Source organism: Enterobacter cloacae complex sp. P12RS (assembly GCF_014895875.1).
Classification (GTDB): domain Bacteria; phylum Pseudomonadota; class Gammaproteobacteria; order Enterobacterales; family Enterobacteriaceae; genus Enterobacter; species Enterobacter bugandensis.
On record NZ_JADBQO010000009.1, the window covers coordinates 85,115 to 111,352 of the forward strand.

The window sequence follows — 26,238 nt, forward strand, 5'->3', positions numbered from 1 at the left end:
GCTAGGGATTTGCGGGTATTCTGACGAACCGTTATGAGCTTTTAACCAATCAATAAATCGTTAAATAGATATAAACCTAATAACAACCCAAATATTTATTAGACTTTCAATCAATATTTACTTAATTAATACTTAAGTAAAACCACGGCATTAAACATTAATAAATTTTCCAGTTTCTAACCGTAAGATCCCACATTTTCTTAATTTATATCAACGAAAATGCAGATCATTTCATATCCAAATCGTACAAAAATTGACGACCCATTTTATAAGCGCTAGCGTCACCATGGTTACCTAACCAACTTAACCAAAAGGCTTTTTCAGGATTTTCTTAAATGGAGTTTTATACAAATGGCTATTCCCGCTTATTTATGGCTCAAAGACGACGGTGGTGCCGACATCAAAGGCTCTGTCGATATACATGGTCGTGAAGGAAGTATTGAGTTAATCACACTGAACCACGGCGTAATGCAACCCACGGACAAGCATAACGGCAAAGCAACAAGTCTTCGCGTCCATTCCCCTTATTCTTTCGATAAAGAGATCGACGCCTCCAGCCCCTATTTGTACAAGGCAGTCAGTACAGGCCAGAAGCTAAAATCCGCAGAGGTGAAGTTTTACCGTATCAACGATGCCGGTCAAGAAGTGGAATATTTTTCCACAATTATGGAGGGAGTGACGATCCTCAGCGTCTGTCCAATGATGCTTGACGTCAAAGATCCTGACTATGAGAAACATAACCATCTTGAGCTGGTAGAACTGCTGTATGAAAAAATTACCTGGCGCTATGTCGACGGTAACATCATGCATTCTGATAGCTGGAATGATCGCAAAACGGCATAAGGAGAACGTTATGGGATGGAAATATGAGCAGTCTACCGGCAGGATGTATGAAGACGGTAAATTAATTGAGACCGGATATTCCGGTGCTCTTACGAATAAAAACAACCCGGACCGTCAGCATGTAAAGGGACTGGGGCCACTGCCTCGCGGGACATATAAAATCGCGGGTCATTCGAATTCAAAAGGACCAATTACAATCATCCTTGAGCAAACCTCCGGAGAGAGTTTTGGTCGCTCAGAATTCCGCATTCATGGTGACCACAAGTATGGTCCAGCCGGGTTTGCATCAGAGGGGTGCATCATTCTCTCACTGTCAACGCGACGTAAAATCCTTCGTGACGGCGGTGACCTTGAGGTCGTGCGATGAAATACTCTATCGTACTCCTGCTATGTGCGCTCGCCGTCCCAGCCATTGCAGCCAGCACTGACTGGTCATCAGCACTTAATGGAATCGCCTCTGGTGATGCACACTGGATTGAGCAAGCTCCTACCCTGTCTGCTACGGCTGACGTCAAGCAGGCGCAACAGCTGGAGGACGCCTTAGCCGCAGCGCTCATAACAAACACGAACGCAACGCTGAAAGCGCTCCGCGCCATTGACGCCGGAAAGTGGCCGCACATGATAGGCAGCGATATTGTCTGCACGCCGCCTTTAGAGAAATCCCCCGAAGAAATCGACGCGTTCTATCAGCGTACCCGCCGGGCGCTGCTGGAGACGGTTGAGGGTGCTCAGTGCCTCTGGATCCTGGAGGCAACCATGGAAGAATTGAAAGCAGAGAAAGCCCGTCAGGCTAAGTAAGAGACTTACCCGGCATACCACGGCCGGGTTTTGTTTCTCTCCGACCGAATTTCACCCCGGCCCCTCGCTCCCCGCCGCCAGCAGCGGCACCACTACATCGCTGATGGGCACCGCAATGCCGTGTTTGCGGCCGTAGCGCTGGATGACGCCGTTACGGATATCCCACTCCATCGGGCGATCCGCCTGACGGTCAGCGAGAATCGACGTACCCAAATCCACGGGCGCGCGTTGGAAGTTCGCCAGGATATCCTGCGCCACGTCATCGTTCAGCTTCGCCCCTTCAGCGCGGGCGACGGTCAGCCCTTCGCGCAGGTAGGCCAGCGCCAGCTCGCTGACATCCTCTCGCCTGAACATCCCGGCGCGGCGGTTGGCCAGCACCATAAGCCCGGCGACCGCGTTTTGCAGCAGCTTGCGCCAGGCGACGGTGGGGAAATCAGCCGAGAGTTGAACTTCACAGCGCGTACCGCGAAGCGCCTTCACCACCCGCTGTGCCTGGTGCACGTCCGGCAGCGTCAGGCGCGGTTTGGCGCGCAGCCAGACGGAGGCATCCGGCTCGCGCTGCGCCGGGAACCAGACCACCGACGGCAGCACCGTTGCGCCACTGACCAATGGCTCAAGCTGCGCCTTCTGCTCTACGCCGTTTTGCAGCGCGCAGACCACGGTGTTTTCATCGCACAGCGCGCGCAGCCACCCGGCGCTGTCGGAATTTTGCGTCGTTTTTACCGCCACAAAAACAAGATCTGCGGGGCGAGTAATTACGGACGGATCGGTGAATACCGGACCGGGCACAACCGTTTCCCCCTCGTCGTAACGCAAGCGTAATTCCGGATGCGCGGTGCGTCCGCAGAGCAGCGGCGTGCGGCCCGCGTCATGCAGCACCGCGGCAATGGTGGTGCCAATCGCACCGGGACCAATCAGCGCAATAACTGGATTCTCAGACATGGTTAACCCCTCTTTTCGCTAAGCCTGCTAACAGTTATACCACCCTGAAAAGTGAGCGCCACGTCGTTGTCTATACTCAACACACAACAGACAACGGAGTGCGCCATGCCTTTACCTGATTTCAAATCCTCTGAACCGTTCACCCTCGGCATCGAACTCGAACTGCAGGTGGTTAACCCGCCGGGCTACGATCTGAGCCAGGACTCCTCTGCCCTCATCGCCGCCGTCAAAGACGACATCAAAGGCGGTGAAGTCAAACACGATATCACCGAAAGCATGCTCGAAATCGCCACCGGCGTGTGCCAGAACATTGACCAGGCGGCGGCGCAGTTCTCGGTGATGCAGCAGAGCATCCTGCGCGCGGCGGCGGAGCAGCACATCCAGATCTGCGGCGGCGGGACGCACCCGTTCCAGAAATGGCAGCGTCAGGAGGTGTGCGACGACGAGCGCTATAACGTCACGCTGGAGCGCTTTGGCTACCTGATTTTGCAGGCAACGGTGTTCGGACAGCACGTGCACGTCGGCTGCCGGACCGGGGATGACGCCATTTATCTCCTGCACGGCCTGTCGCGCTTCGTGCCGCACTTTATCGCCCTGGCGGCCGCCTCGCCGTACATGCAGGGCACCGACACGAAGTTCTCCTCGTCGCGGCTCAATATCTTTTCGGGGTTCCCGGATAACGGCCAGATGCCGTGGGTTAACAGCTGGCAGGAGTTCGAGGGGCTGTTCCGCCGCCTGAGCGCTACCAGCATGATCGACAGCATTAAAGATCTGCACTGGGACATCCGCCCCAGCCCGCATTTTGGCACCGTGGAGGTACGGGTGATGGATACCCCACTGACGCTCGGCCACGCGATTAATATCGCCGGGCTGATCCAGGCCACGTCTCACTGGCTGCTGACCACGCGGCCGTATAAGCACCAGGAGCGGGATTTTCTGCTGTACCGCTTTAACCGTTTTCAGGCGTGTCGCTACGGGCTGGAGGGGGTTCTGACGGACGTGCATACCGGCGAGCACAAAACCGTGGCGGAGGATATCGCCTGGCTGCTGGAGCAGGTTGCGCCGTCGGCCGAGAAGCTCGGCGCAACGAGCGCAATTAATGAAATTGCCCTGCTGTTAAAGCAGGGCAAGAGCGAGGCGCAGCGCATGCGGGACTTCATCGCCGACGGCGGCTCGCTTATTTCTCTGGTGCAGAAGCACTGCGAGCTGTGGGCGACGAGTCCGTAAGGCCGTGGCCCCACTCGCGCAGGCGCTGGAACAGCACGAACAGCGCGGGGATAAACACAATCCCTACCACGGTTGCCACCAGCATGCCGCTGAACACCGTGGTGCCAATGATGCGGCGGCTCTGGGCACCCGCCCCGGTCGCCAGCATCATCGGCAGGACGCCGATGATGAACGACACGGCGGTCATCATCACCGCGCGGAAGCGGCGCGATGCCCCTTCCCGCGCGGCATCGACAATCGCCATCCCGTCCATCCGCCGCGCGCGGGCGAACTCCACGATAAGAATCGCGTTTTTCGCCGCTAAGGCGATCAGCAAGACCAGTCCGATCTGCACGTACACGTCGTTGGCGTAGCCCGCCAGCCACAGCCAGACCAGCGCCCCGCCGATGGCGAACAGCACCGAAAGCATCACGCTCGCCGGCAGCGTCCAGCTCTCGTACTGGGCGACGAGGAACAGCCACGCCATCACCACCGCCGCCAGCACAATCCATACCGCCTGGTTGCCGGTCTGCTGCTCCTGATACGACATGCCGCTCCAGGCGTAGTCGTACCCGGCAGGCAGGCTCTGCGCCAGAATTTCGCCCATCGCCGCCATCGCGGTACTGCTGCTTACCCCTTCCGCTGCCGAACCGCTTACCGATACCGACGGGAATTGGTTGTACTGCTGAATAAATGGCGCGCCGACGGTCGGCGTGATGGTGACGAGGTTGCTCAGACGCACCCGCTCGCCGCTGTTGCTGCGTACGAACAGCTCGCTGATTTGCTCCGCGCGCTCGCGCCACTGCATCTCATTCTGCATCACCACGTGGTAGACGCGGTTGTTGACGCTGAAATCCCCGGCGCGGGTGCCGCCGAAGGCGGTTTGCAGACTGCTGAAGATGCGCGACACCGGCACGTCGAGGCGAGCCGCACGCTCGCGGTCAACGGTCAGCGTTAGCTGCGGCACGTTGCTGCTCCAGGTGGTGAACACGCGGCTCAGCTGCGGATGCTGGTTGGCTTTTGCCAGCACCTCACGCGTGACGCGCTCCAGCTCCGCCGGGCTCTGCCCTGCCTGCGCCTGAATGCGCAGGTCGAAGCCAGAGGCGTTGCCCAGCCCCGGCAGCGTCGGCGGCGCGAAGGTCATGATGGTCGCTTCCGGCAGGGCCAGCAGCTGGCGCTGAAGGGTGCCCATCACCTCGTCCAGCGGCGGGCGCTCGCTCCAGTCCTTCAGCATGATGGAGATAAACCCGCCGTTGGAGGCGCTGGTGCCGTTGAGGATGTTAAACCCGGAGACCTGAATGACGTCTTCCACCGCCGGGTTTTTAGCGATCAGCGCGCGCGCGGTAGCCATCACCGCTTCGGTGCGCTCCAGCGAGGCCGCCTCCGGCAGCTGGACGCTGGCGAAGAAGTAGCCCTGATCTTCCTGCGGAAGGAAGCCCTTTGGCATCGACATAAAGCTGAACGCCACTACTGCCGCCGCGCCTGCGGTGGCCAGCAGCGCCAGCCACGGACGCCGGTTGAATACGCTCACTATCCGGGTGTAAAGCGTGCGCGTGGCGTCCAGCCCACGGTTGAACCCACGAAAAATGGCGGCAGGCTTCGCCGGACGCGGGCGCAGCAGCATGGCACAGAGCGCGGGCGTCAGGGTCAGCGCCACCAGGCTTGAGAGCGTGACGGCGGTGGAGAGCGTCACCGCGAACTGGCGGTACAGCTCGCCCACAATTCCCGGCAGGAGCGCCACCGGCACAAACACCGCCAGCAGCACCAGCGTGGTAGCAATCACCGGCCCGGCGATCTGGCGCAGCGCCAGCGCGGTCGCCGCCGTGCGGCTCTGCCCTTCCGCCATCAGGGTTTCGACGCTCTCAACCACCACGATGGCATCATCCACCACCATGGTCAGCGCCAGAATAATGGCGAACAGGCTCAGCGTGTTGGCGGAGTAGCCAAGCGCGTAGAGTACCGCAAAGGTGCCCACCAGCGACACCGGAATGGCGAGGGCGACAATCAGCGTCGCGCGCCAGCTTTGCAGGAACAGGGAAACGACCACCACAACCGCCAGCATGGTCAGCGCCAGCGAGACGCCAATCTCTTTAATGGTGGCGGCAACGAAGGTGGTGGTGTCGAATTTTACCTCGTAGACCAGGTCGTCCGGGAAGCGCGTCGAGAGACGCTCCAGCTCCGCGCGCACCGCGTCGGCCACGCGCAGGGCGTTGGCGGACGGCGTTGGGTAGATGCCAAGGTAAGCAGAGTCATGCCCGTTCAGCTGGGCGCCCGAGCTGTAGCTGCGCGAGCCGAGCTCGATGGTGGCGACGTCCTTCATGCGCACCAGCTGGCCCATCTCCCCGGCGCGAATAATGATGTCGGCAAAGTCTTCGGCCTGGCTTAAGCGCCCCAGCCCGTTGATGGTCAGCGTCTGCTGCTGACCGTTGAATACCGGTGGCGTACCGATCTGGCCCGCCGCCCCCTGCACGTTCTGCTCGCGCAGCGCCTGCGCCACGTCATCGGTGGTCACGTTCAGGGCGTTCATGCGGTCCGGACGCAGCCAGATGCGCATGCTGTAGTCCCGCGCGCCAAACATCTGCACCTGTCCCACGCCCGGCAGACGCGACAGCGCCTCGCGCACCTGCGTGCTGGCGTAGTTGCTGACAAACAGCGGCGTGTGGGTGTTGTTCGGTGAGAAAAGGCTTACACCCATCATCAGGTTGGTGGCGCGCTTGCGCACTTGCACGCCGTTTTGCTGTGCCTCGGTCGGCAGCTGCGCCACGGCCTGCGCCACGCGGTTTTGCACGTCGATGGCGGCGAGGTCCGGATCGGTCCCCGCCGCAAAGGTGATATTCAGGCTGTAGGTGCCTTCATCCGAACTGGTGGACTCCATATAGAGCATGTGATCCACCCCGTTAAGCTGCGTCTCCAGCGGCGTGGCGATGGCCTCCGCCACGTCAGCCGAGCTGGCGCCCGGCCAGCTGGCAGAGACATTCACCACCGGCGGGGTGATCTGCGGGTACTGCTCTACCGGAATAATCCTCAGCGCGATGGCCCCCAGCAGGGTGATGACCAGCGCAATCACCATCGCGAAGCGCGGGCGTTTGATGAAAAACGTCAGCATGATGGCTCCTTAATTGAGTATCTGGACGGCAGCGCCGGGCTGCACGCGCTGCGCGCCGTCGGTAATCGCTCGCTCACCGGGCTTCACGCCGGAGGCAATCTGAAACTGCTGGCCGATCTGGCCGGCCACATTCAGCGGGCGCCTTTCGGCGTTGCCGTCGGCGTTAACCACCCAGGCGAAGAACCCGTCGCCGTTCTGCTGGACCGCGGCGGCAGGCAGCGTCAGCACCGGCTGCTCGCTCGCCGGACGCAGATAAACATTCACGTTGCCGCCGGGCAGCAGCTGATGGCGCGGGTTGGCGAACTCGGCGCGCAGCATCACGCTGGCGGTGCGCGGGTCGATGCGGTTGTCCACGGAGGTGAGTTCCCCGCCGACGCGCTGACCGTTGCTGTCGATCAGCGCCTGCCAGGCCTGCTTCATGGCGCTGATATCTGCGTGCTGTCCGGCTTTGGTGGCAAACGCCCCCTCCTCCAGCGCAAAGGCGATGCGGATGGGATCGAGCTGCACCACCTCCACCAGCACGCCGCTGGCAGGATTCACCAGGCTGCCCACATGGAACTGGCTGTGGCCCACGCGACCGTCAATCGGCGAGGTGATGCGGGTGTAGTTCAGGGTGACGCTGCGGGTGTCGAGCCGGGCTTTCGCCTGCTCCAGCGCGGCGCTCGCCACGTCGCGCTGCATGCGGGCATTATCCACGTCGTGACGGCTGATGGCGTTGCTGCTGCCCAGGCTTTCGAAGCGGGAAAGCTGCTGCTGCGCCTGACGCAGCGTGGCTTCAGCGCTTCTCACTTCAGCCTGCGCCAGACGCAGGGCAGCGCGCGGCTCGGCGTCGTCCAGCTCGAACAGCACGTCGCCTTTTTTCACGTACTGCCCGTCGCGGAAGTTGATTTTCGTTATCACGCCTTCCGTACGCGCGCGCAGCTCAACGGTGTGAATGGCTTCGATGCGGCCCGGGATCTGGCGCTCGGCGGCATGGGCGGTCTGCTCCACGGTGGCGACGCGAACGGGGACCGCGGCGGCGAAGACGGGTTGCAGGGTACTGACAAGAAGGGCGAACAGGAGTGGAAGTTTCATGGGAGTACCTCAGCGTTGTTTCTCCCCTCACCCCGGCCCTCTCTCCAAAGGGGCGAGGGTTAGGGTGAGGGGTAAGATTTTCGTTATGCAGCCTTACGGAACCTGCGGGTCAGTCGCTTCTCGATTTCGACGACGAAGAACATCACCCCAGCCACCGCCAGCGTCACGAACCAGTAGCGCAGCGGCAGCGCTTCGGTGCCGAACAGCATCTGCATAAACGGCAGGTAGATAATGGCCGCCTGGAGCAGGAACAGTACGCCCGTCACCAGCCAGATCCCTTTGTTCGCCAGCAGGCCGCGGTTGAGGGAGAACCCTTCGGTGTTGCGGCAGTTAATCATGTACACCCACTGGGCGCAGACCAGCATCTGCAGCAGCACGGTGCGGATGAACTCCGCGCTGTGGCCGCGCGGGGCCAGCCAGGCTTCAAGCGCAAAGGCGGCGATGGCAATCATGGTGCCGACGAAGGCCACGCGCCACACGGCGTAGGCGTCCATTACGTGCTGCCCGGTCTGGCGCGGCGGGCGGCGCATGATGTTGCGCTCGGCGGCCTCAAAGGCCAGGCCGAAGGAGAGCGTGGCGGAGGTCGCCATGTTCATCCACAAAATCAGCACCGGCGTTAGCGGAATGATGTTCCCCGCCAGCAGCGCAATCACAATCAGCAGCCCCTGCGCCAGGTTGGTCGGCATGATGAACAGGATGGTTTTCTTCAGGTTGTCGTAAACGCGACGCCCCTCTTTCACCGCGCTGGCGATGGTGGCGAAGTTATCGTCCGTCAGGACCATGTCCGCCGCCTCTTTGGTGACTTCCGTGCCTTTGATGCCCATCGCGATGCCGACGTCCGCCTGGCGCAGCGCCGGGGCATCGTTTACGCCGTCGCCGGTCATGCCGACGATTTCGCCTTTATCCTGCAACGCTTTCACCAGGCGCAGCTTATGCTCCGGGCTGGTACGGGCGAAGATGTCATACTTCACCGCCGCTTCCGCCAGCTCGGCATCGTCCATTTTCTCCAACTGATAGCCGGTGACCGCCTGCTCGCTGTTACTGATCCCCAGCATCTGGCCGATGCTCATCGCCGTCTGCGGGTGATCCCCGGTGATCATCTTGACGCGGATCCCCGCCTGCTGGCAGGCGTTAATCGCATCAATCGCTTCCGGGCGCGGCGGATCCATCATTCCGGCAATGCCGAGGAAGATCAGGCCGTGGCTCAGGTCGTCGTGCGTCAGCTCCTGCCCACCGTTCGCCGGTTTGAACGCCGCGGCAACCATGCGCAGCCCCTGACGCGCATAGCGCTCCATCTCCGTTTCCCAGTACGCACGGTTGAACGCTTGAGCACCGTTACGCGTCTGCTGCTGGTTGCACAGGGCGAAAATGACGTCCGGCGCGCCGGTAATCAAAATCTGCTCCTCACCGCCAATCTGGTAGTGGGTGCTCATGTACTTGTACTGCGAGTCGAAGGGGATCTTGTTAACCAGCGTGGTCGCTACCGGCTCAAGGCTGGCCTTGGCCGCCATCACCTTCAGCGCGCCCTCGGTTGGCCCGCCGGTGATGCCCCACAGGCCACGCTCGTCCTGAATCAGCTGGCTGTCGTTGCACAGGTCAACGGTGCGCAGGTACTGCTCCAGGACGGTGCCCGGCTGGATGTGAACCGGCTCGTCGCTGCCTTCCAGGTAGATATTGCCTACCGGCTCGTAGCTGTTACCGTCCACGCGGTAGCAGACGTCGGCGGTGATGATGGCTTTTACCGTCATCTCGTTCATGGTCAGGGTCCCGGTTTTATCCGAGCAGACCACGGTCATCGCGCCCAGGGTTTCAACCGTCGGCAGCTTGCGGATAATCGCCCGCTTGCGCGCCATCGCCTGCACGCCCAGGGAGAGGATGATGGAGATAATCGCCGGCAGGCCTTCCGGTACGGAGGCGACCGCCAGGCTGATCAGGGAGAGCAGCAACTCGCCCATCGGGATCTCGCGGAACATCAGGCTGAAGACGAACAGCGCGGCCATCATCACCAGAATAATGACGAAGATGGCTTTACCCAGCTTGTCCATCTGCACCAGCAGCGGGGTACGGTGCTTTTCAATGCCCGCCATCATCTGGTTGATGTGGCCGAGTTCCGTATCCTTACCGGTCGCGGTGACCACGCCGACGCCGCCGCCTGCGCTCACGGTCGTCCCGGAAAAGACCATATTGGTGCGGTCGCCCAGCGGTAATTCGCCGCTCAGCGGATTCGTGTGTTTATCCACCACGGTGGACTCACCGGTCAGAATCGCCTCCTCCACGCGTAAATTATGCGCCTCGATTAAACGCATATCCGCCGGAATACGATCCCCCGCGCGCAATACAATAATATCGCCCGGAACTATTTCCGTCGTTGGTATGGTTTCATGGTTGCCGTTGCGAATAACGCGTGCCTCGCTGGAAAGCATATTGCGAATACTCTTCAGCGATTTTTCCGCGTTGCTTTCCTGAATGTGGCCAATTAGCGCATTGATGACCGCCACGCCCAAAATTACCAGCGTATCGACCCAGTGACCCATTACCGCCGTTAATACCGCGGCGGCCAGCAGAACGTAAATCAGCACATCGTTAAAATGGGCCAAAAAACGCAGCCAGGCGGGTTTACCTTTTTTCTCCGGCAGCGCGTTCGGCCCTGTTTTTTGCAGACGCGCCTGCGCCTCTGCACGATCCAGACCGCTGGCCTGGCTCTGCACGTGGGTAAGCACCTGCTCTGCGGTCTGCTGGTATGCCAGCCCGCCGGAAGGCGGCACGTTTGGGGAGTATTTTTTTTCAGTCATCATATTTTTCCTTCAATATCCGGTGAACAGAAGCCTGAATTCCTTTCTGGCTTAAATAAATTGATTTTAAAGTCTTGCGGGTAAAATTGATCTACCGCAATATATTTACCACTGGGTTATTCAAAATTGATTAAAATTATTTCGACGAGCTGATTTTTACAAAATATTTCTAAACCAATCCTAAACGAGGGGGAACCATGTTTGGTATTTATCGCGGACGGCGCCTGGCGTTATACATTGTCGCAGCCATTGTTATTGCGACGTTAATTGGATATAGCACCTATATGTTTGTAAAATTATTTTCGTGATGCAGACATTTATTTACATAGCGCGATATTAATTTAATCATCAGGATTAAATTATTCTCCTTCCACGCATTATTCTTCGGGGGAAGGAATTATTTAATTAAAAAAGGGCCGACGGGTTGATATTGCTTTACGTTAAAGGATGCCGGACAATGACATTTTTAACTGACGATTAACATTACGATGAAACACCCGTTGGAATCGCTGCTGACTGCGGGGGGCATTTTATTGATGGCCCTGATCTCTTGCTTACTGCTACCCGCGCCGTCGCTGGGTCTGGTGCTGGCGCAGAAGCTGGTTCAAACCTTTCATATGGTCGATCTGAACCAGCTCTACACCATTTTGTTCTGCGTGTGGTTTTTACTGCTCGGCGCTATCGAATTCTTCATCCTGCGTTTCGTCTGGCGCCGCTGGTTTTCACTGGCGTCGTAGGCCAATAAAAAAGCCGGGTAGCAGCGATGCCTTACCCGGCCTTTGTTTCGTCAATTTCAATGCGCCCGACTATGGTTCTCTTTGCGGTAAGCCCCGGGCGGCTGATGGAAGGTGCGGGTAAAGATGCGTGTAAACGTCTGCTGCGATTCAAAGCCGTAGCGCAGGCAGATTTCGTACACGCGCTCGTCAGATTCACGCAGATCCCGCGCCGCCAGCAGCAGCTTGCGCTCGCGGATGTAGCGCCCCAGGCTTTCGCCTTTGTACTGCATAAACAGCCGCTGTAAATGCCACTTGGAGTAACCCGCGTGGCGGGCGATCTCTTCGATGCGTAGCGGCTGGTGTAGGTTGTCATCGATCCATTCGACAATCGTATCAATGACCTGAGCGGAAATCGTCATGCTGCTCTCCCCCTCTGTTTCTTGGTTCAACATTATTCCCACCACTCACGAAATTGTTGCGTGCTATCGCTCACCCGGACCGGCTCACCCAGCTCCGGCGTCAGCAGCCGATAGTTTTTGTCCTTGCTGGCCCGCGCCAACTGGATCAGCGGATCGTTCCAGGTGTGTTTCGCCAGCACGAAGCGTCCGTTATGCCCCGGCACCACCGCTTTCGCATTGAGGTCCGCCGAGGCCTGCGCCGTTTCATCCGGCAGCATGTGGATGTACTTCCAGTCCTGGTCGTACTGGCCGTTTTCCATGATGGCTAAATCCACTTCACCAAACTGCTCGCCGATGGCCTTAAAGTGCGGGCCATAACCGGAATCGCCGCTGTAGTAGACCTTCTGCTCTGGCGTGACAAACATGAAGCTGCCCCACAGGGTCTGGTCACGCTTAATGCCGCGCCCCGAGAAGTGGCGCGCGGGCAGGATATGAACCGTCAGCGCATCGCTGATGTGCACCGACTGGTTCCAGTCCCGTTCGTCGATAATTTCAGGCTTCATTCCCCAGTAGCGCAGGTGGGATCCCACGCCGAGCGGCGTAACGACGCGCTTCACCTTCGGCAGCAGCGCCCGGATGGTGGCGTAGTCCAGATGGTCGTAGTGATCGTGCGAGATAATCAGCAGGTCGATTTCCGGCATGCTCTCCGCACGCCACGGATACTCTCCCGCAAACGCTTTATTGAGGAACGAGAACGGCGCGGCGTAGTTGCCGAGGATCGGGTCGATCAGAATGCGTTTTCCCGCCAGCTGCATATACCACGAGGAGTGGCCGAGCCACACCAGCGTATCCTGCTCCAGAGGCAGGCTCGCCAGATCGGTTTTCACCAGCGGCAGCGGCTGCGCCGGACGAGCGTTTTCGGTTTTACGGGTCAGGAACTGCCACCACGCCACCAGCATGTTTTGCTGCCCGGTAAAGCCAGGCGTCGGGAGCGCGTTGTGGAACTTCCCGTCGCGATAGTGCGGAGAAGCCTCCACTTCGGTGAGCTGCGCACCCTGCGGCGGCTGGCCAAATCCGGCATTCAGAACAAACGGTAAACTCGCAGCTGAAGCAATAATCATGAGGAACACCACGCAGATGAAGAGAGGCTTTTTCATATCCTGACCCGAAAACGCGCGCCATCCGATGGTTTACGCGAGGGAAACTTGATTATGAGTGAGTAAGCACTCATTATAGATATGATGATAAAGTCGTCAAGACGTTTTCGATCTTTGACATTCCGCGTTGCAGCGTGTCAAAGCACGTGTTTCAATCAGGGTTTTTATAATTGAAAGGGGGAAAAATTTAGTGGCACGTCCGAAGAGTGAAGATAAAAAACAGGCCTTACTGGAAGCCGCGACGGTGGCATTTGCACAGTCAGGTATTGCCGCCTCAACGGCGTTAATTGCCCGTAATGCGGGCGTCGCTGAAGGCACGCTGTTTCGCTACTTTGCTACTAAAGACGATCTGCTGAATGCCCTTTACCTGCACCTCAAGCAGGATCTCTGCCAGACCATGCTGGCGAACCTTGATCGCACCCTCACGCTTCCTAAAGAGCATACCCGCAATATATGGAACAGCTACGTGGACTGGGGGATTCGTAACCCCGTTGCGCATGCGGCGATCCGCCAGATTGGCGTGAGTGAAAAGCTAAGCGCTGAAACGGAACAGGCGGTGAAAGAGATGTTCCCGGAACTTCACGAGCTATGCCGCCGTTCGGTGCGCCCGGTGTTTATGTCCGATGAATTCAAAACGTTTGGCGATGCGCTTTTCTTATCGCTGGCGGAAACCACCATGGAGTTTGCCACCCGCGATCCGTCCCGCGCCACCGATTTTAAAGCGCTGGGTTTCGAAGCCATGTGGCGCGGGCTGGCTCAGGAGGATAACGATGGACAGTAAATCCCTGCAGGCGCACGCAAAACGCGTCGCGCTGGAGATGCCTTTCACCGAACACTGCTGGCCGTTTGGCCCCGAGTACGACGTGTTTAAGGTGGGCGGGAAAATTTTTATGCTGATGGCCACCGCGCACGGACGCCCCCACGTTAGCCTGAAATCCGACCCGGAAAAATCCCTGTTAAATCAGCAGATTTACCGTGGCGTTGAGCCGGGCTACCACCTCAATAAAAAACACTGGATTTCGCTCTACGGCACCGAGGACATCACGCCAGAACTGGTCGCCGACCTGATCGAGGATTCGTGGAACCTGGTCGTCGATAAGCTGCCGAAAAAAGACCAGAAATGGATACGCCCTGCCTGATTGTTCGTCTGTGCCGAACAGTATAACCGCTCGAATCGCACTTATCTTTTGCCGCTTCGCGCGGTAATCTGCTCTCCTTTCGCGCCCGCGCACGGGCGAATTTCATTACCAGGAGTAGTTATGGATATCATTTCTGTCGCCCTGAAACGCCACTCTACTAAGGCGTTCGACCCAACCAAAAAACTGACCGCTGAAGAAGCAGAGAAAATCAAAACCCTGCTGCAGTACAGCCCGTCCAGCACCAACTCCCAGCCGTGGCACTTCATTGTGGCCAGCACCGAGGAAGGAAAAGCCCGCGTGGCAAAATCCGCCGCGGGCACTTACGTGTTCAACGAACGCAAAATGCTGGACGCCTCTCACGTGGTGGTGTTCTGCGCGAAAACCGCGATGGACGACGCCTGGCTGGAACGCGTTGTCGACCAGGAAGAGGCCGATGGCCGTTTCAACACGCCGGAAGCCAAAGCCGCGAACCATAAGGGCCGCACCTACTTCGCCGATATGCACCGCGTGGATCTGAAAGATGACGACCAGTGGATGGCGAAACAGGTTTACCTGAACGTCGGTAACTTCCTGCTAGGCGTGGGCGCGATGGGTCTGGACGCGGTGCCGATTGAAGGCTTTGACGCGGCGATTCTGGATGAAGAGTTTGGCCTGAAAGAGAAAGGCTTCACCAGCCTGGTGGTGGTCCCGGTCGGGCACCACAGCGTGGAAGATTTTAACGCCACGCTGCCGAAGTCTCGTCTGCCGCTGAGCACGATTGTGACTGAGTGCTGATTCAAACGGGTCGCAGCACGCGGCCCGTTACGTTTTACTGATGACCAGCCTGCGGTGTGGATGCACATCGCGATCGCTTCCCCAGGCAAAGGCAATCCAGCGCTCTTCCAGCTCGGCGTAAGAGTTTACGGGCGTTAACGTCCATTCTTCTCCCACTGTACCGTCTGCCACGCTAATGCGATAGTTCATGGTGAACGCCCAGTCGATCATGCGCAGCCAGAACCGTTGCCCGTCCCCCGTTTGCTCGCTGTCGGAGACTACGATGTCGTATTCGCTGAGCACCCACTGGAAAAATAATTGCGGTAATCCGCTTATTACGCGCTGGTGGACGGCGCGCGGGGTGCGCCACACCATCACCTGCGTGGCGGCACCGTGGGGAAAGGTAATTTCTTTATGAAATGTAAGCTTCACGGCATACGCCGTATAAGGCTTACCGTCATCGGTAGTCACGAGACGATATTCATCACCATAACGCGATTTTAAAAGCCGGTATCCGACAGGCAGCAAGAACCCCGGCAGATGAAAATCCGCAGTACCCCGCGCCAGAAATGCTTCGGTATGTTCGACGTTTCGGGAGATAAGCCCGAGTTTTTGGCTGAACTCTGCGGAATCAATCATTAGTTGTTTCTCATCGCATAAGTATAGTCAACTTAACTTCCAATAGAAATCGCGTAAATTCAGTAAGTTGATTAAGCGTCAATAAAGCGTAATCTGCGGATGCTTTATCCCGCACACCAGCGCATAACGCGTTAATGTATCGAGACTTGCCCGGGTAATATTCGCTTCCATTCTTGATACCGTTGGTGCGCTGACGCCCATCCGCTCCGCCACCTGGGCGCGCGTCAGGCCAGCATGATTGCGCCATTGCGCCAGCATCTCCCGCAAACGCTCCTTGCGCTCTTCTGCATCAAAGGAAGCCTGAACCTCTGAATCGCTTAACAGTTCAGCCCTGAGTTCATCCCAGTCAATAATCTTCTTGCTCATCCAACATCTCCTGTTGTCGCTTCAGTGCCAGACGAAGTTCAGCAGAGGGCGTTTTTTGCGTCTTCTTAACAAACACGCGCAAAAGAAAAATCGTCTTTTCCCGCTGGTAAACATAGATACCTCGGGTATGGATCAGCCCAACGGTCCTTATTTCAAACAGGCCATGCGGCAATGGTTTGCTGTCAGGTTCCCGAAGAGCCGTCGGGTTTAAACGCAATTTATCAAGCTGGCGAATCAGCTTCGCCTTCACCCCAGCAGGTAGTAAGAGAATCTCTTCCCTTACCGCCTCATGAACGATAAGTCTGAACACGATATTTCATCCCTGATGATATTAGCATATAAGGCAATTTGCATTAAAGGCTAATTTAGCTTTTCGTGTCCCACCTTACCCATTTTTAACAGGAAGAACCGGAGCCGCTTTGATTACCTGAAAGCGCCTCGCAAAAAACTTACTTCCCCTGCGCCGCCAGCCATTCCATCGCCCTTTCCCCCGCCTCATCCACCGGGAGATACACCAGTAGCCGCGATCCGTTTCGCGGCGCGGAGTACCAGTACATCTGCTGCAGCGTAAAATCTCCCAGTTCTGGATGGGTAAACAGCTTGAGCTGGTTCTCCACGCCGCGCACGTCGTTGCGCTGGTGCCACAGGGTTTTGAACTCTTCGGACACCGCGAAGAAGCGCGCCAGTTTGGCCTCCCACAGCGGGTCGCCCCGGTGTTCGGCCATCGCCGCGCGGAAATAGGAGACGAAAATCGGCAGCACGTCGTCGCGTCTGCCGAGACGAGCGCGCCACGCCGGATGGGTAAGGAACAGGTAAATACAGTTGCGGTCTTCCGGCGGGATGGCGTTGAAATCGACGCCCATGAGATGCCCGAAGCTGTCATTCCACGCGACGATGTCGAAGTTGGGCTTCTGAATGCTGGCGGGTTTAGGCATCAGGGTATCGAGCAGACGGCGCGTGCCTTCGCTGATACCCTCGCAGCAGACCGCCTGCGGGGCTTCACCCGGCGGCAAGCCGGCGAGCACGAAAAGATGCCGGGCCTCGGTCGGGGTGCACTGCAGCGCTTTTGCGATGGCGGCCATCACTGCGCTGGAGGGGTTGACGTCCCTGCCCTGCTCAAGCCAGGTGTACCAGGTCACGCCCACGTCAGCGAGCATCGCCACCTCCTCCCGGCGCAGGCCCGGCGTGCGCCGTCGACCGCTGCGCGGCAGGCCGAGACGCTGGGGATCGAGGCTTTCCCGCCGGGCACGTAAAAATGCCCCCAGCTGTTTTCGGGTGTCATCCTGAAGTGAGGTGACGGGTTCAGACATCAAGGCCATAAATCCCCCTGCATGGTAGTGCCAGTACCAGTATAAGCAAGAACTGGTACCCGTTTATCAGATGGTTGATGCTACGACCATCTGATGAATGACGCAATGGAGTTACCATGAATACGTCAGTTGTTTCACCGGGTCGCGCAGGCCTGATATTGCTGTTAACCGGCCAGATGCTGCCGATGATTGATACCTCAATCACCAACGTGGCGCTGGACGCCATCACCCACTCGCTGCATGCCACCGCCACCGAGCTGGAGCTCATTGTCGCTCTCTACGGCGTGGCCTTTGCCGTCTGCCTTGCGCTCGGCAGCAAGCTGGGGGATAACCTTGGCCGCCGTCGCCTGTTTATGTGGGGCGTGGCAGTTTTTGGGCTGGCCTCGCTGCTGTGCGGGATGGCGGGAAATATTGAACAACTGCTGGCCGCACGCATCGTTCAGGGCGCGGGGGCAGCGCTCATCATGCCGCAGATCCTCGCCACGCTGCACGTCACGCTAAAAGGTAGCGCCCACGCGAAAGCCATTAGCCTGTTTGGCGGCATTGGCGGGATTGCGTTTATCGTCGGGCAGATGGGCGGCGGCTGGCTGGTGTCGGCGGATATCGCCGGGCTGGGCTGGCGTAACGCCTTCTTTATCAACGTGCCGATTTGTCTGGTGGTGCTGGCGTTAAGCCGCCGCTACGTGCCGGAAACCCGTCGTGAAACGCCGTCGCGCATCGACTGGACAGGCACCGTGCTGCTGGCCCTCATTCTTTGCTGCCTGCTGTTCCCGATGGCGCTCGGTCCGCAGTGGCACTGGCCGTGGTCGCTGAAGGTTATGCTTCTTGCCATTATTCCGCTGGCCTGGCTGATGGCGCGGAACGCGCGCAAAAAGGAGAGAGAGAATGCCCATCCGCTGATCCCGCCACGCCTGCTTCAGCTTCGCAGCGTTCGCTTTGGCATCGTGATTGCGCTGCTCTTTTTCAGCGTCTGGTCCGGGTTTATGTTCTGTATGGCGCTGACCATGCAGACCGGTCTGGGGATGGCGCCGTGGCAGTCCGGGAACAGCTTTATCGCCCTGGGCGTGACCTATTTTATCTCTGCCTGGTTCGCGCCGCGGTTGATTGCCCGCTACAGTACCAGCACGATTCTGCTGACGGGTCTGGCAATTCAGATAATCGGCCTGCTGGCGCTCATCGCGACGTTCCGCCTTTGGGGCGTGAACAACACCGCGCTGACGCTGGCCCCTGCCACCGGGCTGGTGGGCTACGGTCAGGCGCTGATTGTAAACAGCTTCTACCGCATCGGGATGCGCGATATCCAGCCTGACGACGCAGGGGCCGCAAGCGCCATTCTCAGCACGCTGCAGCAGGCCGCGCTGGGTCTGGGACCGGCCATTTTCGGGGCGATTTTGCTGCACGGGCTGCAGAATTACCACGAGGATTACGCGCAGGCGATTACCCTTTTCCTGGCGGTAGAAACCGGCCTGATGGTTATCCTGGCGCTGGCGACGCTGCGCATGCGTCATCGTCTCTGCCTGCCGGTAGTGAAGGTCTGTGAGGCCGCCAAATAATCCTGTGAATTTGCATAATAGATCCGCAGCCGCCATTATGGGGCTGCATCAATACAGGAGACGTTATGCAGGAATTAATTGCTCAGGTTGAAGAGTTAGGGATTGAAATTAATCACACCACCTCTTTAGTGATTATCTTTGGTATTATTTTTCTCACCGCCATCATTGTTCATTTTATTTTGCACAAACTGGTGCTGCGCGCATTCGAGAAACGCGCGCAGGCCAGTAGCCATTTATGGCTGCAAATTATTACCCAGAATAAATTATTTCACCGTCTGGCCTTTACTCTGCAGGGGATAATCGTCAACGTTCAGGCAGTACTGTGGCTGCAAAAAGGCAGCGAAGCGGCGGAAATACTCACCACCTGCGCGAAGCTGTGGGTGATGGTGTATGCCCTGCTCTCCTTCTTCTCGCTGCTGGACGTGATATTTAATCTGTCGCAAAAGATGGCGACCGCCTCGCAGCTGCCGCTGAAGGGGATCTTCCAGGGCATCAAGCTGGTGAGCGCTATCCTGGTGGGGATATTGATTATCTCCCTGCTGATCGGCCAGTCCCCGGCGATTCTGATCAGCGGTCTGGGTGCGATGGCCGCCGTCCTGATGCTGGTGTTTAAAGACCCGATACTCGGCCTTGTGGCGGGTATTCAGCTTTCCGCCAACGACATGCTCAAGCTCGGCGACTGGCTGGAGATGCCGAAGTACGGCGCTAATGGTACGGTGACGGACATCGGCCTGACGACCGTTAAAGTACGCAACTTCGATAACACCATCACCACCATTCCGACGTGGGCGCTGGTCTCCGACGCCTTTATCAACTGGAGTGGGATGTCCGCCTCCGGCGGGCGACGCATCAAGCGCAGCCTGAATATCGATACCACCAGCATTCATTTTCTCGACGAGCAGGAGCAGCAGAAGCTGATTCAGGCGAAACTGCTGAAGCCTTATCTGGCCGCGCGGCATGAGGAAATTAGCCTGTGGAATCAGCAGAACGGCGAAGGGGAATCGGTATTAAACCTGCGCAAGATGACCAATATCGGCACCTTCCGCGCTTACCTGAATGAATATCTGCGTAACCATCCGCATATTCGTAACGATATGACGCTGATGGTGCGCCAGCTGGCGCCGGATGCCAACGGGCTGCCGATTGAAATATATGCCTTTACCAATACGGTAATCTGGGCGGAATACGAAGATATTCAGGCCGATATCTTCGACCATATTTTCGCGGTAGTGGATGAGTTTGGCCTGCGTATTCACCAGTCGCCTACCGGGAACGATATTCGCTCCCTGGCAGGCGTTATTGCCAGATAATCAGGTGCTGGCGCGGGAAATAAAGCGCCAGTCCATCATTACCCTTTCCGTGGGCGCATCCGGGTTGTCGATTTTGTTTAAGAGAAGATTGACCGCCTTGCGCCCGATATCCCGCGACGGCTGTTCGATGGTGGTAAGTGAAATCATGTCCGCCAGCTCCGTACCGTCAAAGCCGACCACGGCAATATCCTCTGGCACTCGCAGACCTGCCTGCTGAATGGCGCGCAACGCGCCCGCCGCCAGCGTATCGGAAACGGCAAATACTGCATCCGGCGGATTATCTTTTAACAGGTTTTGCATCGCCGCCATGCCCGCCCCGGAGCTGAGATCGCTGGCATACTCCACCGCCTGATAGTCCAGATCCCGCAGGTGGAGCACGCTCTTGTAGCCGCGTTCGCGCAGGCGGGCATATTTGTAGCTGAGATCGTGGTTGATCATCGCGATACGCTTGCGACCGCCGTCGGCCAGCTGGCTGACGGCATGCTGTGAAGCGTCCACATCATTGATGCCGACGCAGGAGACCGCGCCCGCATCGGCGTATTCGGCGCACTGCACCCACGGTGCAGAACCAATCAGCGCGGCAAGTTCCGGCAGCTTCGAGAAGGCGTCCATGGTGATAATGCCGTCGACGATTTTGCCGGAGAGCAGGCTCAAGCCCGAGCGGGAGCGCTCGATGTCCGAGCCGGAGTTGCACAGCAGAATGCGGTAGCCGTTTTTCTCCGCCTCGGCTTCGATGCCCTTCACCACTTCGGCGCAGAACGGGTTGGCGATGTTGGACACCATCACCAGGATCATATAGCTGCGGGCGGTGCGCAACTGACGGGCGAGCAGGTTTGGCTGGTAGTTGCTCTCCTGAATCGCCTGCAGAACGCGCTCGCGGTTTTTCGCCTTCACGGTGTCGCTGTTATTCAGCACGCGGGAGACCGTTGCCACGGAAACCCCGGCCAGCTGAGCGATTTTCTGAATTGACATAGCGACGATACATCCTGCGGTTAGCGTTTTGTGCAGGCTACCATAAATTTGTTGCCCGGCGAACCGGGCAATGCGTCAGCATTCCACGCGCACCCAGCGCTGCTGCTGATGGCTTTTCACTATGGCATCAATGATATACATCACGTTTGCGCCATCGTGAAACGTCGCAAACTGCGGCGTCTCCGGCATTGCGCCCGCCTGCACGGCGCGGTAGAACTGCGCCATCATATTTTTGAAGGCGTCAGGCCAGCCTTCAATGTGCCCGCCGGGGAAATGGGCGCTGTCGGCAACGTCAGGGTTCATCAGCCCCGGATCGTCGGTGAGCGTCTGGTTTGCCTGCGCGCGATGGCCGATCCACAGCTGCTGCGGCACCTCCTGGTCCCACGCCAGCGAGCGCTCGCTGCCGTTGATCTCAAAGGTCAGGCGGTTTTTACGCCCGGCGCTCACCTGCGAGACGCTAAAGCAGCCCTTGCTGCCGTCGTCAAAGCGGAACAGCACCGAGCCGAAGTCTTCGGTCGTGACTGGTTTGTCTTCATACTCCGCCTGTTCGTCATGGGAGAAGGTTTGATTCCCGCCCTTGCTGGCCCTGCGCGTCGGCCAGACGATGGAGAGATCCGCCATCACCTCGGTAATGCGCCGCCCGGTGACGAACTGCACCGTGTCGCACCAGTGGGAGCCGATATCCGCCACCGCGCGCGATGCGCCGCCGAGCGCGGCATCCACCCGCCAGTTGTAGTCGGTTTCCAGCAGCATCCAGTCCTGTAGGTAGCTGCCGTGTGAGGCAAAAATCCGCCCGAGGCTGCTTGCGCGCAGCATGCTCGCCGCCTGACGCACCATCGCAAACTGGCGATAGACGAAGCTCACGCCATGCACCACGCCCGCCTGCTCCGCCAGCGCCACCAGCTCGCGCGCCTCCTCAGGCGTCATGCACAGCGGCTTTTCGGAAAACACGTGCTTGCCCGCGCGCAGGATCTGGCGGTTAATCTGTGCGTGCAGGTGGTTCGGCGTGCAGTTGTGCACCACGTGCAAATCAGGGTGCGCGAGCAGCTCCTCAACGCTGCCGTACGCGTGCGGTACGTTTAGCAGGCGCGCCTTTTCCTGCGCCTTAACGAGCGAGCCGTCACACAGCGCGACCACCTGAACAAACCCGAGGCGCCTGAGCGCCTCGATATGTGCCGGGCCAATAAACCCGCTGCCGACGATCCCGACGTTAATCATGACTGCCCCCTGCGGCGAAATCGTCAAACGCCCGTCTGGAAACGGGAATGATATGGCGGCGGATAAATTCGCTGCCTTCGCGCGCGCCGGTATCGCCATCCTTCAGGCAGCACTCCCACTCCAGCACTGCCCAGCCGTCGTAGTCGTACTGGGTCAGCTTGCTGAAAATGCCCTTAAAGTCGATCTGCCCGTCACCGGGCGAACGGAAGCGACCGGCGCGGTTGATCCACGGTTGGTAGCCGCCGTACACGCCGCTGCGCCCGCTGGGGCGGAACTCGGCATCCTTCACGTGGAACGCCTTGATGCGCGCATGGAAGATGTCGATAAAGGCCAGATAGTCCATCTGCTGGAGCAGCATATGGCTCGGATCAAAGAGGATGTTGCAGCGCGGATGGTTATCCACCAGCGCCAGAAAACGCTCGAAGGTCACGCCGTCGTGCAGATCTTCCCCGGGATGCAGCTCAAAGCAGACGTCCACCCCCTGCTCGCCAAAGGTATCCAGTATTGGCCGCCAGCGGGTTGCCAGCTCCTCGAACGCTTCCTGAAAACGCTGCTCGTTATGCGGCGGCCACGGATAGAAAAACGGCCACGCCAGCGAGCCGGAGAAGGTGGCGTGCGCTTTCAGACCTAATCTTGCCGAGGCGACCGCCGCCTGCTTCAGCTTCTCCGTGGCCCACGCCCGACGGGCCGCATCGTTACCGCGCACGGCGGCGGGCGCGAAGTGGTCAAACGCGTCGCTGTAGGCGGGGTTCACCGCCACGAGCTGCCCTTCCAGATGGGTAGACAGTTCGCTAATGACCAGCCCGTGCGCGGCCAGCGTAGCGGCGATGTCATCGCAGTAGGCCTGGCTCTCCGCCGCTTTCTCGACGTCAAAGATGTGCGGATGGTTGCAGGGGATCTGCACCGCCTTATAACCTTTACCTGCCGCCCATTCAGCCAGCCCGTCGAGCGAATTAAACGGCGCTTCTGCGCCAATAAACTGCGACAGAAAAATGCCGGGTCCTTTCATCGTCCTCATACCACCTCCTGAACGTTACGCCTTGTCATCGTCATACTTAAACGTGAGAAGGAAAATCAGCGCGATCGCCGCGGCCGCTACCGCCGGGATCCACCAGAATGTCACCCACGCCTGCGGCACGGTCTGCCCTGCCACCAGGCGGTTATAGAGCGCGCCGGAAATCTGCGAGCCAAGCAGCATGCCGATGCCGTAGGTGAACATCACGATCATGCTCTGGGCCTGGCCTTTGACCTTTTCGCCTGCCACCCGGTCGGTGTAGATAAAGCCGACGACAAAGAAGAAATCGTAGCAGACGCCGTGGAGCAGAATGCCGAGATACAGCAGAATGCGCCCCTCCTCGCTGACGCCCAGCGCGAACATGGCGTAGCGCACAAACCACGCCAGCATGCCGATCAGCAGCATGACCTTCACCCCCAGGCGGCGGAACAGCAGCGGAATGACCAGCATGAAGAAGATCTCGGACATCTGCCCGAAGGACATGGCGGTGCTGACGTCGGCAATTCCTGCATCCGCCAGATACGAGGCGGTGTAGGCGTAATAGGTGCCGAGCGGGACGGAGATCAGCATCGCGCAGACGGAGAAGACGAAAAAGTGGCGGGTTTTGAGCAACGCAAAGGCATCCGCGCAGAAGAGATCGCGCACCTTCACCGGCAGGCCTTTCGCGGGCGCAGGCGTGTGCGGCAGCGTCAGGCTGTAAAGCGCCAGCAGCACGGAGCTGGCCGCCGCTACCTTAAAGATGGTAACGCTGGACGCCACGCCGGTGACGCCGATGAAAATGCCCGCCACGATCCAGCCGATGGTGCCGAACACGCGCACCACCGGGAAGGTTTTATCCACGTTCGCCAGGCTATGGAACGCGATGTTGTTGGTCAGCGCCAGCGTCGGCATGTAGCAGAGCGTGTAGCCAAACAGCAGGCCAATCAGCAGCGCGCCGTTCTCGGCAATCAGCGCCCCCGGCACGAACCAGAGGATCGCCGCGCCCGCGAGGTGCATCACCGCCATCACCTTCTGCGAAGCGAAGAAGCGGTCCACCAGCATCCCGAGCACGAACGGCGAAAGAATCGAGGCGATGGGCCCGGCGGAGAAGGCATCGCCAATCAGCAGAGACATGTTGTGCTGGGTCATCACCAGGCCAAGCGTGACCGACCAGCTACCCCAGATAAAAAATTGCAGAAACATCATCAGCGACAGCCGCGGCACCAGTAGCCGGTGCTGCACTATCGCCTTTTCACTACTTTCAGTTGACACCATGATAAGCCTCACCCGGAAAAAGTAATCGATTACAAAACAACTCAAATGAAAAGTAATCGATTACAAAATAAAGATCCTGTGGATCGTAGAAGATTTGGGAGGGGGGTCACGATAAAGATGAAGCAGTGTTTTGTAGGCCCGGTAAGCGCAGCGCCACCGGGCGTGAAGGCAGGTGCGGTCTGGTTTGGTGCGGTCTGTTGCCCTCATCCCAGCCCACTCCCTGTGGGAGAGGGAGAAAAACGGGCTACTTTTTGCGTGAGAGCTTAAACGCGATAAACAGGAACACCACCCATACCGGCAGCAGCATTGCTGAAAGCCGCATCTCATCCATGGTGCACATCAGCACCAGAATCAACGCCAGGAACGCGATACAGAGGTAGTTCCCCGCCGGATAGAGCAGCGCTTTGAACTGCGTCTCGCGCCCCTTGCGGCGCATCGCCGCGCGGAAACGCAGGTGCGCGAGGCAGATCATGATCCAGTTCAGCAGCAGCGTCGCCACAACCAGCGCCATCAGCAGGCCAAAGGCCTGTTTCGGCAGCAGGTAGTTAATTAGCACTACCAGAGACGTAATCGCGCCGGAAAGGAACAGCGAATTGACCGGCACGCCGCGGCGGCTGACGCGGGTAAGGAACTTCGGTGCGTTGCCCTGTACGGAGAGGCCAAACAGCATACGGCTGTTGGAGTAGACCCCGCTATTGTACACCGACAAAGAGGCCACCAGAATGACGAAGTTCAGTGCCGAAGCCACCACGTTGCTGTTCAGATCGTGGAAAATCATTACGAACGGACTGCTGTCGGATTTCACTTCCACCCACGGGTAAAGCGCCAGCAGCACCACCAGCGAGCCGATATAGAACAGCAGAATACGGTACACCACCTGGTTGACCGCTTTCGGAATGCTTTTGTGCGGATCGCGCGCTTCGGCCGCGGTAATGCCAATCAGCTCCAGACCGCCGAAGGAGAACATAATCACCGCCAGCGAGAGGATGAGCCCTTTCCAGCCGGTCGCCAGGAAGCCGCCGTGCTGCCACAGGTTGTCGATAGTGGCACGCTCGCCGCCGTGGCCGGAGAACAGCAGCCACAGGCCAAAGCCGATCATGCCGATAATCGCCAGCACCTTGATCAGCGCAAACCAGAACTCGGTTTCACCATACAGGCGCACGTTGACGAGGTTAACGGCGTTAATGATGATGAAGAAGGCCGCCGCCCAGATCCACGTGGGCACGTCCGGCAGCCAGTACTGCATGTAGATGCCGGCGGCGGTCAGCTCCGCCATCCCCACCAGCACAAACATCACCCAGTAGTTCCAGCCGGAGAGGAAGCCTGCGAACGGGCCCCAGTATTTATAGGCAAAGTGCGCGAAGGAGCCTGACACCGGCTCTTCAACGACCATCTCGCCGAGCTGGCGCATGATCAGGAAGGCGATAATCCCGGCGATAGCGTAACCCAGCAGAACCGCCGGGCCGGCCATCTGAATGGCGGGGCCGATGCCGAGAAACAGCCCGGTACCGATTGCGCCGCCGAGGGCAATTAACTGAATATGTCGATTTTGCAAACCACGTTGCAGCGTCGGATTCTGATCCGACGAGGCTTCAGCGCGACCATGGCCTGAAGCGGATGACGCGTCTTTCACGCCCTACCCCTGTCTCTTTTTTAGAAGGGGCACGTTTTAACACT

General features: G+C 58.5%; 25 protein-coding genes. 10 read left to right on the forward strand and 15 right to left on the reverse strand.

Annotated elements, in window-relative coordinates:
• Positions 1 to 351: 351 nt before the first annotated feature.
• From IM284_RS07065 to IM284_RS07075, 3 genes are read left to right on the forward strand one after another with little or no spacing between them, the layout of a single operon-like run.
• Positions 352 to 843 (forward strand): Hcp family type VI secretion system effector, encoded by a 492-nt coding sequence (locus IM284_RS07065; RefSeq protein ID WP_047367659.1) that lies wholly within the window; start codon positions 352 to 354, stop codon positions 841 to 843.
• Positions 844 to 853: 10 nt separating this feature from the next.
• Positions 854 to 1,210: a tlde1 domain-containing protein gene (locus IM284_RS07070; RefSeq protein WP_047367658.1), complete on the forward strand. Its 357-nt coding sequence runs from the start codon at positions 854 to 856 to the stop codon at positions 1,208 to 1,210.
• Positions 1,207 to 1,641, forward strand: coding sequence for a hypothetical protein (locus IM284_RS07075; RefSeq protein ID WP_047367657.1), 435 nt, complete (start codon positions 1,207 to 1,209; stop codon positions 1,639 to 1,641). The genes IM284_RS07070 and IM284_RS07075 overlap by 4 nt, the downstream gene beginning before the upstream one ends.
• Before the next feature lie 51 nt (positions 1,642 to 1,692).
• Here IM284_RS07075 and IM284_RS07080 read toward each other — a convergent pair whose 3' ends face one another.
• Positions 1,693 to 2,583: an oxidoreductase gene (locus IM284_RS07080; protein ID WP_047367656.1), complete on the reverse strand. Its 891-nt coding sequence runs from the start codon at positions 2,581 to 2,583 to the stop codon at positions 1,693 to 1,695.
• Positions 2,584 to 2,688: 105 nt separating this feature from the next.
• On the opposite strand from IM284_RS07080, the gene IM284_RS07085 reads away from it, so the two are divergent.
• Positions 2,689 to 3,810 carry a YbdK family carboxylate-amine ligase gene (locus tag IM284_RS07085; RefSeq protein WP_047367655.1) on the forward strand — a complete coding sequence of 374 codons (1,122 nt, stop codon included), beginning with the start codon at positions 2,689 to 2,691 and terminating at the stop codon, positions 3,808 to 3,810.
• Here IM284_RS07085 and IM284_RS07090 read toward each other — a convergent pair.
• The 3 genes from IM284_RS07090 to IM284_RS07100 all read right to left on the reverse strand — a co-directional run bounded on the left by IM284_RS07090 (position 3,761) and on the right by IM284_RS07100 (position 10,761).
• Complete coding sequence (locus IM284_RS07090; protein WP_047367654.1) at positions 3,761 to 6,895, reverse strand: efflux RND transporter permease subunit; 3,135 nt, start codon at positions 6,893 to 6,895, stop codon at positions 3,761 to 3,763. The two genes, IM284_RS07085 and IM284_RS07090, sit on opposite strands and share 50 nt — an antisense overlap.
• 9 nt (positions 6,896 to 6,904) lie before the next feature.
• A complete protein-coding gene (locus IM284_RS07095; protein ID WP_047367653.1) occupies positions 6,905 to 7,969 on the reverse strand; it encodes an efflux RND transporter periplasmic adaptor subunit in 1,065 nt (354 codons plus the stop codon).
• Positions 7,970 to 8,052: 83 nt separating this feature from the next.
• Complete coding sequence (locus IM284_RS07100) at positions 8,053 to 10,761, reverse strand: cation-transporting P-type ATPase (protein ID WP_047367652.1); 2,709 nt, start codon at positions 10,759 to 10,761, stop codon at positions 8,053 to 8,055.
• Positions 10,762 to 11,249: 488 nt separating this feature from the next.
• On the opposite strand from IM284_RS07100, the gene IM284_RS07105 reads away from it, so the two are divergent.
• On the forward strand, positions 11,250 to 11,498 hold the full coding sequence (locus IM284_RS07105) for a DUF1158 domain-containing protein (protein WP_041910998.1): 249 nt from the start codon (positions 11,250 to 11,252) through the stop codon (positions 11,496 to 11,498).
• A gap of 56 nt (positions 11,499 to 11,554) precedes the next feature.
• Here IM284_RS07105 and IM284_RS07110 read toward each other — a convergent pair whose 3' ends face one another.
• Positions 11,555 to 11,896: a RamA family antibiotic efflux transcriptional regulator gene (locus IM284_RS07110; RefSeq protein ID WP_028012253.1), complete on the reverse strand. Its 342-nt coding sequence runs from the start codon at positions 11,894 to 11,896 to the stop codon at positions 11,555 to 11,557.
• A gap of 32 nt (positions 11,897 to 11,928) precedes the next feature.
• On the reverse strand, positions 11,929 to 13,032 hold the full coding sequence (locus tag IM284_RS07115; protein ID WP_047367651.1) for a RomA family MBL fold metallo-hydrolase: 1,104 nt from the start codon (positions 13,030 to 13,032) through the stop codon (positions 11,929 to 11,931).
• Positions 13,033 to 13,222: 190 nt separating this feature from the next.
• On the opposite strand from IM284_RS07115, the gene IM284_RS07120 reads away from it, so the two are divergent.
• From IM284_RS07120 to nfsB, 3 genes are all read left to right on the forward strand, one after another.
• On the forward strand, positions 13,223 to 13,813 hold the full coding sequence (locus IM284_RS07120) for a TetR/AcrR family transcriptional regulator (RefSeq protein ID WP_028012251.1): 591 nt from the start codon (positions 13,223 to 13,225) through the stop codon (positions 13,811 to 13,813).
• Positions 13,803 to 14,171 carry an MmcQ/YjbR family DNA-binding protein gene (locus IM284_RS07125; RefSeq protein ID WP_028012250.1) on the forward strand — a complete coding sequence of 123 codons (369 nt, stop codon included), beginning with the start codon at positions 13,803 to 13,805 and terminating at the stop codon, positions 14,169 to 14,171. Before IM284_RS07120 ends, IM284_RS07125 begins: the two co-directional genes overlap by 11 nt.
• Before the next feature lie 120 nt (positions 14,172 to 14,291).
• Positions 14,292 to 14,945, forward strand: coding sequence for an oxygen-insensitive NAD(P)H nitroreductase (nfsB, locus tag IM284_RS07130; RefSeq protein ID WP_047367650.1), 654 nt, complete (start codon positions 14,292 to 14,294; stop codon positions 14,943 to 14,945).
• Between the two features lie 27 nt (positions 14,946 to 14,972).
• On the opposite strand, the gene IM284_RS07135 is transcribed toward nfsB, so the two are convergent.
• From IM284_RS07135 to IM284_RS07150, 4 genes are all read right to left on the reverse strand, one after another.
• The gene (locus IM284_RS07135; protein WP_047367649.1) at positions 14,973 to 15,563 is read right to left on the reverse strand and encodes a hypothetical protein; all 591 of its coding nucleotides are present in this window, start codon (positions 15,561 to 15,563) and stop codon (positions 14,973 to 14,975) included.
• A gap of 78 nt (positions 15,564 to 15,641) precedes the next feature.
• On the reverse strand, positions 15,642 to 15,929 hold the full coding sequence (locus IM284_RS07140; protein ID WP_028012247.1) for a helix-turn-helix domain-containing protein: 288 nt from the start codon (positions 15,927 to 15,929) through the stop codon (positions 15,642 to 15,644).
• The gene (locus IM284_RS07145) at positions 15,910 to 16,239 is read right to left on the reverse strand and encodes a type II toxin-antitoxin system RelE/ParE family toxin (protein ID WP_028012246.1); all 330 of its coding nucleotides are present in this window, start codon (positions 16,237 to 16,239) and stop codon (positions 15,910 to 15,912) included. The genes IM284_RS07140 and IM284_RS07145 overlap by 20 nt, the downstream gene beginning before the upstream one ends.
• Before the next feature lie 139 nt (positions 16,240 to 16,378).
• Entirely contained in the window at positions 16,379 to 17,248 is an 870-nt protein-coding gene (locus tag IM284_RS07150) for a helix-turn-helix transcriptional regulator (protein WP_047367648.1), read from the reverse strand.
• A 107-nt stretch (positions 17,249 to 17,355) separates the two neighbouring features.
• Here IM284_RS07150 and IM284_RS07155 point away from each other — a divergent pair, with 107 nt between their 5' ends.
• Positions 17,356 to 18,792, forward strand: coding sequence for an MFS transporter (locus IM284_RS07155; RefSeq protein WP_047367647.1), 1,437 nt, complete (start codon positions 17,356 to 17,358; stop codon positions 18,790 to 18,792).
• A gap of 65 nt (positions 18,793 to 18,857) precedes the next feature.
• Positions 18,858 to 20,102 (forward strand): mechanosensitive ion channel family protein, encoded by a 1,245-nt coding sequence (locus IM284_RS07160; RefSeq protein ID WP_047367646.1) that lies wholly within the window; start codon positions 18,858 to 18,860, stop codon positions 20,100 to 20,102.
• Here IM284_RS07160 and IM284_RS07165 read toward each other — a convergent pair whose 3' ends face one another.
• The 5 genes from IM284_RS07165 to pheP all read right to left on the reverse strand — a co-directional run bounded on the left by IM284_RS07165 (position 20,103) and on the right by pheP (position 26,194).
• On the reverse strand, positions 20,103 to 21,074 hold the full coding sequence (locus IM284_RS07165) for a LacI family DNA-binding transcriptional regulator (RefSeq protein ID WP_047367645.1): 972 nt from the start codon (positions 21,072 to 21,074) through the stop codon (positions 20,103 to 20,105).
• Positions 21,075 to 21,149: 75 nt separating this feature from the next.
• Positions 21,150 to 22,292 carry a Gfo/Idh/MocA family protein gene (locus IM284_RS07170; RefSeq protein WP_047367644.1) on the reverse strand — a complete coding sequence of 381 codons (1,143 nt, stop codon included), beginning with the start codon at positions 22,290 to 22,292 and terminating at the stop codon, positions 21,150 to 21,152.
• Positions 22,285 to 23,310, reverse strand: a complete 1,026-nt coding sequence (locus IM284_RS07175; RefSeq protein ID WP_047367643.1) for a sugar phosphate isomerase/epimerase — start codon at positions 23,308 to 23,310, stop codon at positions 22,285 to 22,287. The genes IM284_RS07170 and IM284_RS07175 overlap by 8 nt, the downstream gene beginning before the upstream one ends.
• Positions 23,311 to 23,325: 15 nt before the next feature.
• Positions 23,326 to 24,561 carry an MFS transporter gene (locus IM284_RS07180; protein ID WP_059357452.1) on the reverse strand — a complete coding sequence of 412 codons (1,236 nt, stop codon included), beginning with the start codon at positions 24,559 to 24,561 and terminating at the stop codon, positions 23,326 to 23,328.
• Positions 24,562 to 24,805: 244 nt separating this feature from the next.
• Positions 24,806 to 26,194 (reverse strand): phenylalanine transporter, encoded by a 1,389-nt coding sequence (gene pheP, locus IM284_RS07185; RefSeq protein ID WP_047367642.1) that lies wholly within the window; start codon positions 26,192 to 26,194, stop codon positions 24,806 to 24,808.
• Positions 26,195 to 26,238 lie beyond the last annotated feature (44 nt).